This window comes from Paenibacillus sp. MDV22-iso6, assembly GCF_058408365.1.
The window spans coordinates 43,907-56,959 of record NZ_JBZVDZ010000012.1 but is presented as its reverse complement, the minus strand read 5'-3'; the positions used below and the strand labels follow the sequence as shown (position 1 = coordinate 56,959).

General features: G+C 41.0%; 7 protein-coding genes and 1 other RNA gene. All 8 read right to left on the bottom strand.

Going from position 1 to position 13,053, the window contains the following annotated elements:
- Positions 1–35: 35 nt before the first annotated feature.
- The gene (locus AC4PM4_RS27025; protein ID WP_491614948.1) at positions 36–1,673 is read right to left on the bottom strand and encodes an N-6 DNA methylase; all 1,638 of its coding nucleotides are present in this window, start codon (positions 1,671–1,673) and stop codon (positions 36–38) included.
- 9 nt (positions 1,674–1,682) lie between these two features.
- Entirely contained in the window at positions 1,683–4,709 is a 3,027-nt protein-coding gene (locus tag AC4PM4_RS27020; protein ID WP_491614946.1) for an Eco57I restriction-modification methylase domain-containing protein, read from the bottom strand.
- A 55-nt stretch (positions 4,710–4,764) separates the two neighbouring features.
- The gene (locus tag AC4PM4_RS27015; protein WP_491614945.1) at positions 4,765–6,018 is read right to left on the bottom strand and encodes a hypothetical protein; all 1,254 of its coding nucleotides are present in this window, start codon (positions 6,016–6,018) and stop codon (positions 4,765–4,767) included.
- 321 nt (positions 6,019–6,339) lie between these two features.
- Positions 6,340–6,704: a transfer-messenger RNA gene (ssrA, locus tag AC4PM4_RS27010) on the bottom strand.
- A gap of 615 nt (positions 6,705–7,319) precedes the next feature.
- A complete protein-coding gene (gene smpB / locus AC4PM4_RS27005) occupies positions 7,320–7,802 on the bottom strand; it encodes an SsrA-binding protein SmpB (protein WP_024629496.1) in 483 nt (160 codons plus the stop codon).
- A 180-nt stretch (positions 7,803–7,982) separates the two neighbouring features.
- Positions 7,983–10,760, bottom strand: coding sequence for a ribonuclease R (gene rnr, locus AC4PM4_RS27000; protein ID WP_491614944.1), 2,778 nt, complete (start codon positions 10,758–10,760; stop codon positions 7,983–7,985).
- Positions 10,761–11,211: 451 nt separating this feature from the next.
- Complete coding sequence (gene secG, locus AC4PM4_RS26995) at positions 11,212–11,445, bottom strand: preprotein translocase subunit SecG (RefSeq protein WP_024629498.1); 234 nt, start codon at positions 11,443–11,445, stop codon at positions 11,212–11,214.
- Positions 11,446–11,665: 220 nt separating this feature from the next.
- Positions 11,666–12,952 (bottom strand): phosphopyruvate hydratase, encoded by a 1,287-nt coding sequence (gene eno, locus AC4PM4_RS26990; RefSeq protein ID WP_063566488.1) that lies wholly within the window; start codon positions 12,950–12,952, stop codon positions 11,666–11,668.
- Positions 12,953–13,053 lie beyond the last annotated feature (101 nt).

The window sequence follows — 13,053 nt, the reverse complement described above, 5'->3', positions numbered from 1 at the left end:
ATTTAGAATAATGAAACATACCGCCTGTTTTCTTTTTATTTTCTCCGCCTTCTTCTTTCCATTAATTTCTTCCAAATAACCCTATAATGATTAACCACACTTTGCTTAATTCCCAAAAATTTAACTAATACAATTTTATCAATTTCATCAAGCAAAGGCTCAATTTCAATGTTATTTTTAATTGTATAATTAATTTTATCTAGAAGTTCCATTGTCAGTTTGGTATCAAAGTGTTGAAGATCAGGAAGCCTGATTTTTTCAACTTCACCTGGCAGTACTTCTAAAACCCCACCACCATAACTTCTTCCCTCAATCTCTGTAAAGGCTAAAGTAACACTGTTATAATATGAAAGCAAAACCTTATTAGCATCATAACCCTCATTAAAGCGAATACGATGCATTGTATCTGTACTTACTGCCTCAATCTTATTTAGTACAAATTTCGGAAATAAGTCATTTCTTCTTAAAAGGAAAGCATCCGGCTTCCACACAGAAGGGATATGGTACCAATTCCTTCTAAGTCCAAGTTTATAGCCTTTATTATGTCCATTCTCTTCTCCCCACCTTACATACTCCTGTTGCAGAGGGGAAAGCTGATCTATCGCAACATCAGGAAAGTACACCAATTGAGCAAGTAAATCTTTATTAACATTATCTTGCCAGTTTTCATAATCAAAAAAGATACCTGATGCATGAGCGCTCCTTCCAATTAATGGAAGTGAAACTGAGGATAAATCATAACGTTCAACCACATCTTTAGACACTGAAAAATATTTATTATTACCGGTTGTAATCCCTATATCTATCTGAGCGATCTCCCAGAAGGAGTTAAACCGTTTATCCGACCTGATCTGCCTTACAAGGTTTATTTCATCATTTGAGAGAAAGTATTGAGTCCACTTCTCAGAGTTATGATCAACCTCTTTATATTCAGTCGGAGAACTCAAATCTAATTTCTCCAAATCTTGAAGATTAGAAAGCTCTACTAGTGATATACGATTATCACCAGTTACATCAGTCCCTTTTTCACCTAACAAAACAACAACCTCTTGCTGAACATCCGGAAAAACCAATTCGGTAAAAGTGATTACAGTAATTTTAGATAAACTGTTTACAAGGAATAGTCGTAAATTTTCTGCATAAGCAACTTGCAAAAGTTCTGCTGGAATAACTAAACCAATCTTCCCCCCAAACTTAAGGAGTTGCACCGACGCAACAACAAAAGAGACCCAAGCGTTAATTAACTTGTTCGCTCTCATTTGATTGTTTATCAGTATTTGAGACTGCACTTCCCTTTGGTTAGGCGTTAAATATTGATAGCGAATATATGGGGGATTTCCAACTACTAGATCATATTCATTATGAACCAAAGTACTCTCAAAAACATTAAAAAAATCATCAGTTATAACTCTAAAATCAGGTTTATCTTTTATAACTAACTTTGACTTTTCCGCCTCAGCAGGATCAAGTTCTACACCTGTACAACTTATAACTTCATCAGCCTTTAGCTTGACTAAGCTTTCAAGAAATGCTCCATCTCCGCAACTCGGCTCCAATACTGTTTTTTTTAGTCCATCGTCAAATGCCCACTTAACAATGAAATCAGATAGCTCTTTTGGGGTATAGTAGCCCCCACGCAATTTTTGCTCTGTATTCTGAGCCATTAATTTCATAACTAACCCTCACTTTATTACGTGCATTAACTCTTTAATTCCATACAAATCAGAAACATTCTCACTAATTTGATTAATTAGTACCTCTTTTTCGCTTTCCAATACAGACCTACTTCTGCGCTCCAAGGTATTCCCGGATAAATATTTATTTATCTCGTTAATCCTTTGGGTATCAGAGATGATATCGTTATATAGTTGCAACTGTTTTGTGTCGTTAAAATCCACATTAACAATAGGTAATCTTTGCAAAACAGAAGTTCCTCTTGAATAAAAATCATTGTCAAAATCACTACCAATAATACTACATAGCCAATCAATTGCAGGATGAGTTAATACGGCTTGTATGAATTCTAATTTATATTGACTTTCTGCACTTTCAGCTATAGAACAATAGCCTGCTGTCCCACCAGATGCTATCAGCATATCTTGATCATCATACAAGTATAGTGGATTTTTGCTGAGTATGCCAACGATAAGTTTTGGTGTATTTATGAATCTTGTAAGTGCTTGAATCCTACCATAGTGATACCACGTACCTTTATTTGCATGTGGTACATCCCGTCCGTTTTTATTTCCAGAAATTTGTTTTGGTAGTAAATTATCATAATGGTCAAGAAGGTATTCCCACGTACCAGAGTAGTTTCGTTTCATTATCTCCTCACTTAGCAATTTACCATTAACATCATAAGGGAATATAATCCACTTACTAGGAGTTACCACATCATAAGTTTTAAGATTTTTTTCATAGTGTTTTGTCGGTTTAAAAAAGGGTTTAAGAATATCTTTTTCTATAAAATATGACTTACCATTTCTTGCCACTTTAATAACTATTTCATTATCCCCTCTGTTTTCTATCTCTTCGGCACTAAACCAGTAAATAGGCACAGGTCGTTCTGCACTTGTTTGGATTCCATTAAAAATATCAGCTAACTTAGCTTCGCCCAAGAGTGATGAATTTGTATATAACTTGTTAACTAATTCTGCTTTGCTCTTATCTGAAACAAGTACCCATGGAGTATCTTTAATAATATTGCTATTAACAACGACTTTATTTCTTTTTGTTCCTTCCTGAGTTGCCCACCATTCTTGTAAGTTGAATACTTCCTCAAAATCAAATGTACTATTTCGTTCTTTCTTCAAGAGTAAGATTGAACTATAAACTGTAACGTTTTTCTGTTTAAAAAGCTGTGCTGATCCAAAATCAATAAATTCTTTTACATAAGACTCACTTGTCAATAAATCTCTTAGATTCTTGCCTGCAATGATCTTTGAGAATTTGTTAGGGATTATGAAACATACAAACCCTTCTTTTTTCACTTTTTGTATTGCCCTTTCGAGGAATATCATATATTTGTCATATTGTTTAAATGATGAAGAATATTTTTTTTCATAAACATTAATTTCCTCGCTGGGGAGTATACTTTTCATATCAGAAGTTGCTACATAAGGAGGATTACAAATTATAGCATCAAATGAAATCTCCTCACTCTTAAATTTCCATTCAAAAGGAGACAATGCTATTTTATCTATAAGGCTTATATTCTTACCTCGAATATGGCTATATTCAACTAGGGAATTACCTACTTTAATATTCTCAGTTAACGTAGGTAACAATTTATTCGAATTACCTAAAGTAGGAGTAGTCTCGCCTTCAAGAAGTTTTAACAAAAGACTAAATTTGGCTACTTCAACAGCGCTGGGATCAATATCAATTCCGTAAACACAAGATATTAATAGTTCACGCTTTTCAGTAAAGGGAAGGAAGTAGTCTCCATTCTCTCCTTCAATCAAATGATTCTTATCATTTTCAAAATACCACTGTTTATTATATTCTAAAAGATAGTTAAAGATCTCGGTCAAAAATATTCCAGAACCGCAGGCGATATCAGCTATTTTAAGTTTTAGTATTTGATCAGGATTTTTTCCAATACAAAGTGGTCCTAGTGATTTTTCTACCATATATTTAACAATTTCATATGGTGTAGAGACAATATCTCTATTTAAATTTTCAGCCTTTTTAGCCAACGTAATAACATTATCAATAATAACTAATTTTTCAGCCAAAAAAAGTTCATAAATGTCTCCAAGAATGTTAGCCTCTATCACGTTAAAAGCAAAAACACTCTTAGGAAAATACAGACTTTCTATTATACTATGGATAATTTCATTCTTTAAATCCAACACAAGCTCATTGTTAGAAAACAACCCAGAATCATACCTAGTATCAGCATCCCTTAGTACCTCGATTAATTGGTCTTTTAGGGTATCTTCTTCTGCTATTGTTTCCTGGAGCCTATGATACGTTGGTAAATTTCTATCTTCACATATTCTTAAAAAAATCATTTGGTTAATGAAATCCTGAATTGAATCGTTAATATACTCCAACGTATAATCTGGATTCTTGTTATACAAATCATTAGCGAGTAAAATTCGCCATCCATTTATTTGAGTTAAAAAGTATTGATCAATAGAGATGATCGTGCGGTTTTTCGTAAAGTCTTTAAAATTCTCTTCAAATTTTGCACTATAGACAGTATTACGTCCAATTAGTGATACAATCTCGTCCCATTTCTGTATATATTCCTCAAAATGAAAAACTTTAAGAAGGGCAACTCTTGGATTGTCTTTCTCATTAGGTATCACGGTTGTATCATAAATTAGTAAGTGCTCAAAATTAGTTAAAACTGAGATGTAGTGTCCAGCCGAAACTCCATAGCTTCTCGCTTGTAATGCAGGTGATTGCTCATTTAACAAGTCTATACCTGGCTTTTTTGCCTCAAGAAAAAATTTTTTAACTCCTCTGACTGTAAAAGTATAGTCAGGTCTACTACCTTGTTTTGAATAATTTTCAGGAATGACCTCTCTAATCCCTGGAGATAGCCCTTTAGTATTTTTCACATCCCATCCCATAAGCTCTAAGAGGGGATCAATATATTCAACTCTGGTTGAGTGTTCGTTATATTTTGCCTTGTTATCTTTGAAAGTACTAATATTTTTTCTGAAGTTCTCCACTAATTTATCTAATGTATATTCCATCGTAGTGCACCGCCTTTAATCTTTCTCGATAATATTAATCCCATAACAATTTCAACTAACTTATAGTGATTACATATTCATTTGTTCCAGATAAGTTATAAAGTTCTAAATCAAGACCTGTAAGATTATTACTTCTAATAGTTGGCATCGCGGTACCCCAATGTATTATTGTAGGAATATTCCCTTGACCCGCGACTCTACCCAGATCATGGCTTATATTTAATTGAAACTCCCCACAACTAACTCCTTTGATTTCAATATGAAATAGGGCACTTGCTGTTTCGTATACTGATGTATTACCATATTTTGATACTCTGTTCCATGATAACGCTCCAAAAACATTATTTCTAAAATAAGTCTTTTGATCTATTATTTTTCCAGAATTATCTCTGAATTTCGCTTGTGCCAATTTTAAATTCCCTGTTAGATTGCTGCTGCCTTTTCCAATAGGAATAAATTGAGCATCTGATCTGGGAAGATTAGATTTTCTCCATACAAGGGATCGCACTCGTGTTGGTGCTACTACTGGAACTGGTACTGATGTCAGTTCACTTTTTAGTACATCCAAGGAGTCATCTTCAACATCTCCAAGTTCCACACCAGGTATTACATTCTTTATCCTAGGTGGTAATTTTTTTGCAGCCGTTATTGGAAAATAATTAGTCAGTTTCTCTCTTATTTCACTTGTTTCTCTATCTTTTGCTATAGAATATGTTACATTCCTCTTTCTTTTTTCTGGTACTATCCCAGCCTCAACAAGTCCATCTATTAATTCTGTTGAAAGTAATTGTAAGTTCGGGTTGGTTGGAGGAACTGTAACAAAACCATCGAAGTATTTTTCAATAGCAGAAATTATTTTGCGCTCTTCTTCTTCTTCTTTTGTAAAATCTATCATTATTGAAGCTTCAATACTACTGAACAGTCCTGTCCCTGTAAGGTTTGAGGAGCCAATAATTACTCGGTTATTCTCAACACCTTTAAATATGTAAATTTTTGGATGGTAAATGACAGATGGATTTAAGTTATGAAAAATGTAAACTGGAAACCCTAAAAGTAATAACAGATCTAGTGCAGTTTTCGGTGTACTTTCTTGATCTACTCCAATAAATAATCGCGACCTGTTCCCATGTTTTTTTGAAAAAGATATGTATTCGTTCATAACTCGGTTAATACCACCCTCTGTTACAAAAGCAATAAAACCCATAAAATCGTTATATCTTACATCTAAAAATGATTGCTTTAAAATCTCTCCTATTTGGTTATCTTCCTCTGTTCTCTGATACCCTTGGGCTAAAAATTTGATATCCATATACCGCACTCCATTTCCCATACTTATTTGATTCCAATAAGATATGTGGCTCCCACTACTACTCAACAATCGCCAGCTGTACCCTTAAGTATCTTGGGGACACAAGAGCAACATATAAAAAAATTAATCATTAAAATCTAGACTTTGACTTCATCTCAACTATGAAATGCTAGACTATAACCATATCCTTAAATAATAAAATATTGTAGGCACCAGGTCTACAATGTTCGCTAAATCTATACTTATATAACCCTTCCGTCTACATATCGTCTACAAATCACCATATAAATGAAAAAAACCCGCTCACTGAGCGGGTTTTTAAAATGGAGGCGAGGGGAGTCGAACCCCTGTCCGAAGATAACGACACATAAGCTTCTACGGGTGTAGTCACAGTTTTGATGTCACCCGAGTATCGCCCCGTAACCGGCTATACGTTGGGTCAGCCTGATTGTCTTCTTCAGCACACCCCAGGCGGAGATGTGACAGCGTATCCCACTACTTGTTAGCCCCTAATCCTGTCACATGGGCGATGCAGGTTAGAAGCACGCACACAGTTTCTTAGGCTGCGAAAGCGTAGTTTGTTTGTTGTTTGCCGTTTAATAGGCTTTAGCGTTGATGAAGCGGACGCGTCCCCACTACCCGCTACCCATGCTCGAACTATCCCCGTCGAATCCATAAACGCCCCCTCATATAAGAAGGGCTCCAGGATTAATCCGTGAATACGGAGCAAAGGTGCTGCACATCTTTTTCCTCCAAGGTAAAAAGATGCTTCTTTCAAACTCGGCATTCCTGTCTGCTACAAGAACATCATAACACAGGAACAATCACCGATATAGTACAGAGTGCTGGAAGACGTTCCAGCAGACTGAGCAACTGTGCAAGTTTAACCAACACACATATGATGCTCAAGCGTCTACATATTATACCGCGTCCCTCAAGGGAAGTAAAGTTGAGTACCGAATGCCAACGATTCACAAACAGTTCCACTTAACTATCTTACCCACGATCCGAACAAACTACGCAGCCATCTGCAAACTTACTCCATCAACCTTGCCAATAAACCATACAGTTTTAACTTTTACTAACCTAACATCTTAATAGACAGGTTACATGGCAAAGTGTTGTATCTCCTATCAGACCTGGCACAAAAATCTGACAGACCACCGTAACTGGGACCTCTAATCAAAACAAAAATCCCAAGCTCTACCCAACTACGGGTAAAACCTGAGATCCTAATTTCTAGCATAACCTGCTTATCACTAACTAACTTACCATGCGTCATTCAACACATAGCAACCCAATCAACGAGCAACTTTCTGCTTCTCGCGCAGTACCCGTTGAATATCACGTTGTGCATCGCGTTTTGCAGCAGACTCCCGTTTATCATACTGCTTCTTACCTTTACCCAGTCCGAGCAATAGCTTCGCATACCCGTTACGAATATAGATCTTCAGCGGTACAATGCTGTATCCATCCTGCTTCGACAGCCCAAGCAGCTTGTGAATCTGCACTTTATGCATCAGCAGTTTGCGTGTACGTGTTGGATCAATTGGATTATGACGGTTCCCTTGTTCAAAAGGACTAATATGCATATTGTGAATATGAATCTCACCGTTCCGAATCGTGGCAAATGCATCTCCAATATTCGCACGGCCGTTACGAAGAGATTTAATCTCCGTTCCGGTAAGCACCATGCCCGCTTCATACGTATCTTCAATGAAGTAGTCATGGGAAGCCTTTTTATTCTGTGCAAGCACTTTACTCTGTCCATCATTCTTGCCCATGTCCTCACTCCTTCTCCGTAAAATAAGCCGGTACCTATGCTCTACAGCAGCGCACCATACATTTCCTCAGGTACCACATGCCAGACCTTAATTGTAGCAAGGACCGCTGTTAAAATCAAGAAAGAGGCGGTCTGCGCCGCCCCTTCCCATTACACTCATTTCATGCTCAGCGAAACGCGATTACTTTTTCTTCTTCCGTACAAAAGCCGCCGTTCCGTTGGCTGGTGCGCCTTTACTCTTCTTGCGCTTACGGCGTGGTGCTCCGCCTTCCTGAACACCGCCCGGTGTAGCTCCTTCTCCGATAAACACACCGCTAGGTGAGGTGTTTTTGCGTCCACTACCGCCTTTGCCACCTTTACCTCCGCCTTTACCGGATTTGAAGCTTCCTTCACCACGACTGCTGCCGCTGTTCAGAGCATTCCCTTGTCCACTAGCTGAAGTGCCTTCCTGGCCACCTGCGGTAGAGCTATAACCACCTTTGCCCGAACCAAAACCAAAGCTTACCGCTCCCTTGCTCCGGCCTGCTGATCCGCCGGCATCTCCAGCACGACGCTCACCTCTCGGTTTGCCGCCACCTTTGCCACCCGCGCTTCCTACTGTGTTCGAAGCTCCGCTACGACCGCCACGTCCGCCTTTGCTGCTTTCATCGGCTGATCTGCCGCCACGGCTGCCTCCAGCACCGATTGGCGCGCCTTTACCACCACGCGAGCCACTGAATCCACCAGAACCACTCTTCGCGCCGCCGCGTGCTCCGCCACCAGCAGGACGTCCACCTTTACCGCCACGTCCACCGCTGAAGCCACCTGGACGTTCGCCGCGAGGTTTCATGTCAACCATTTCAAAGTCAATCGTGTACTCTTCCATGCTCACACGCGCTACACGAATCTTCACCTCATCACCGATGCGGAAGACCTTGGAGGTGCGTTCGCCAATCAGAGCCATATGTTGGTCGTCAAAATGGTAATAGTCGTCTGTGAGCGCACTCAGGCGAATCAGACCCTCTACCGTATTTTCCAGTTCAATGAACATACCGAAGCTGGTAACACTGCTGATCATGCCTTCGAACTCTTCGCCGACCTTATCAAGCATATACTCGGCTTTCTTCATTTTCTCTGTATCGCGCTCAGCTTCAACCGCCACTCGCTCGCGTTCCGAAGACTGTTGCGCAATATCGGCCATACGTCCAGCCAAATACTCCTGACGGTTCTCAGGCAAAGCCCCATTGTTCTCAATCACTTCCCGAATAACACGGTGAATGACGAGGTCGGGATAACGACGGATCGGTGATGTGAAGTGACTGTAGAACTCTGCCGCCAGACCAAAGTGACCAGACATCTCAGAATCATACTTCGCCTGTTTCATGGAACGCAGCATCATTGTACTAATAACGGTTTGTTCTTTCGTTTCTTTGATATCCTCAAGAAGGGATTGAAGCGCCCGTGGATGAATCGCGTTGCCACGTCCTTTGACGTGGTGTCCGAAATTCGCCGCAAAGGCGAGAAAATTTTGCAGTTTTTCCTGATCTGGATCTTCATGCACACGATAAATGAACGGAACCTTCAACCAGTGGAAATGCTCTGCTACCGTTTCATTGGCTGCCAGCATGAATTCCTCAATGATTTGCTCCGCAATCGAACGCTCCCGTTTCACGATATCGACTGGTTTGCATTCTTCATCCACGATGATTTTGGATTCTTCAAAATCAAAGTCAACCGCACCGCGGCGCATACGCATCGCACGAAGCTTCAAAGCAATCTCTTTCATCAAGTGGAAATCATCCACTAGGTCCTTGTAACGCTCCAACAATTCAGGCTCTTCACCTTCAAGAATTTTACGAACGTTGGAATACGTCATCCGCTCTTTGGTCTTGATAACACTTGTGAAAATGTCGTGTTTCACAACCTTCATCTGGTCGTTGAACTCCATCTCACAAGACAGGGTCAAGCGGTCTACCTGCGGGTTCAAACTACAGATCCCGTTGGACAACCGTTGCGGAAGCATCGGAATAACACGGTCCACCAGATACACGCTGCATCCCCGATTGTACGCTTCCTGGTCCAGCTTGGAGTTCTCCTGCACATAATAGCCTACATCGGCAATATGAACGCCCAGACGATAGTTACCGTTAGGTAGTTTCTCCACATTGACAGCGTCATCGAGATCCTTCGCGTCTTCGCCATCAATCGTAACGATATTCAACCCACGCAGATCGCGGCGACCTTGCTGGATAATTTCTTCTTCCGTAATGGCATCCGGTGCTTTTTCGGATTCTTCCACCACTTCATCCGGGAAAGCTTCAGGCAGCTGATGTTTACGGATCACTGACAAAATATCAATGCCCGGTTCATCCTTATGACCGAGAATCTCGATCACTTCACCTTCTGCTGCTGCCCGGCCCTCTGGATAGCTGACGATTTTCGCAACAACTTTTTGCCCATCAACAGCTCCATTAAAGTTCGTCCGTGGGATGAAGATATCCCGGTTAATCCGCTTGTCGTCCGGAATGACGAAGCCATAAACCTCGTGGCTTTGGAATACACCGACCACTTGCGTGACCGCACGGGTAACAATACGGACAATCTCGCCCTCCAAACGCCCACCGGAAGGACCTTGAGAAGTCACTTTAACAAATACCGTATCTCCGTTCATCGCGCTTTTCATATCATTGGCATGGATGTACACATCCGGGTGTTCCCGATCCTCAGGGATGAGGAAAGCAAACCCCTTCGCATGAGCCTGCAAACGTCCGCGCACCAAATCCATACGTTCTGGCATGCCGTAGCGGTTATTGCGAGTCAGCAAGACTTTGCCGGATTCCTCCAACGTATTAAGCATAATTAAAAAGGCTTTGAAATCAGCCGCGTCTTCAATCTCGAAGTGCTGTTCCAGTTCCTGATAAGTCATCGGTTTATAAGCGGTATCCCGCATGAAGTCGAGCAATTGTTGTTCTGTTATCATTAATATTCACCTCGGGAAACATAAAAGTGTAATCTTGTTTCATCTCTCTATGTATCAGAAACCTTACAAATAGAAAAGCCATTTAACTCAGGCCTCACTATCTCATACCCTAGTATACACGAATTCAATCCGGCGCATCCGTACCCTGCAAAATAAACCAAGCATGCATGGCCCCTTGCATAACCGCGCTTTCATGCATCATAACAGCATTTATGCTACATGTGTTTTGCTCTCGAAAAGACAGAAAAGAATCGGCCCAGAACAGGGCGAATATGTAGGAAGGTAACCGAACGGAAGTGAGAAGAAATCGAAGATCAGAATCATGTAGTTCATTGGAAAAGACTGGTTATGAATGAATTTATTAAAAAACCTCCGTTTCTTCTCGAAACGAAGGTTAATCATTCAAGCGTTCCTGCTCGAAACTATCGCGTTACATAAGGCACTCCAACTCTTACTTGGAGACAACCGTAACGATGATAGACAAAATGAAGAATCCTGCACCCAGTACAACTGTTGCACGTTGCAGGAAAAGATCCAGTCCGCGCGCTTTCGTTTTACCGAAAAGATGTTCCGCACCACCGGAGATGGCACCCGCCAAACCAGCGCTTTTCCCGTGCTGCAGCAATACTACAGTGATTAGACCGATCGAAAACACCACGAGCAGCAATTTCAAAGCAATATCCATTCTTTCCACCTCCTACCCATGTGGGCATAACATCTCACCATAAAAACAGTTACTTTAATTGTAACACAGCTATTAACGTGATACAAGTAGTGGCATTTCCTCAATTACTGAGATATAGCCAACATTTTCAACCCTTTTAATCTTCTTTAGTAATTAAAATCAACTTAATAAAAAAGACAAGCCGGTTACCCGGCTTGCCCATGAGTTGTCGTAAGACAACTTATTTTTTGAGGTTGTAGAAACCTTTGAGACCATTGTATTGAGCCAGTTCGCCCAGTTGATCCTCGATGCGGAGCAATTGGTTGTACTTCGCGATACGGTCTGTACGGGAAGGAGCACCCGTTTTAATTTGACCCGCGTTTGTTGCAACAGCGATGTCAGCGATTGTGCTGTCTTCGGACTCACCGGAACGGTGAGAGATTACAGCAGTGTATCCTGCACGTTTAGCCATTTCGATTGCATCGAATGTTTCAGTCAATGTACCGATTTGGTTAACTTTGATCAGGATGGAGTTACCGATACCTTGTTCGATACCTCTACCCAGACGCTCTGTGTTCGTTACGAACAGGTCATCACCAACGAGTTGTACTTTGTCTCCCAATTTCTCAGTGAGCAATTTCCAACCATCCCAGTCATCTTCGGACATACCGTCTTCGATTGTGATGATTGGGTATTTCTCAACCCATGAAGCCAGAAGGTCAACATACTCAGCGGAAGTGTAAGATTTACCTTCGCCAGCAAGTGTGTACTTACCATCTTTGTAGAACTCAGTGGAAGCTACGTCCATACCCAGGAATACGTCAACGCCTGGTTTGTAACCTGCTTTTTCAATCGCTTCGATGATTGTAGTGATTGCTTCTTCGTTAGAACCAAGGTTCGGTGCGAAGCCGCCTTCGTCACCAACAGCTGTGTTCAGGCCTTTGGAGCTTAGTACGGATTTCAGGTTGTGGAAGATTTCCGCACCTACGCGAAGAGCTTCTTTGAAGCTTGGTGCTCCAACTGGAAGAACCATGAACTCTTGAACATCGATGTTGTTGTCAGCATGCTCACCACCATTGATGATGTTCATCATTGGTACTGGCAGTACTTTAGCGTTGAATCCGCCCAGGTAAACGTACAATGGTAGATCCAAAGCGTCAGCAGCTGCGCGAGCTACTGCCATGGATACAGCCAAGATTGCGTTAGCACCCAGTTTACCTTTGTTTGGCGTACCATCCAAAGTGATCATCAATTTGTCGATACCCAGTTGATCCAATGCATCCATACCGATTACTTCTGGAGCGATTGTTTCGTTTACGTTTTTAACAGCTTGCAGAACGCCTTTACCCAGGTAACGGGATTTGTCGCCATCGCGAAGCTCAACAGCTTCGTGGGCACCAGTAGATGCACCGGATGGAACGATAGCGCGTCCGATTGCGCCGGACTCCAGGTATACTTCAACTTCAACTGTAGGGTTACCGCGGGAGTCGAGGACTTCGCGAGCGTACACGTCAGAAATAATAGTCATGAGTGATAATCTCCTTTTAATTTGGAATTTTATTTTAATACGTTCAGAATAGTTGAGTTTCACCAGGCCACTCCGCATGCAGTACCGTCTTCCGATCGCTG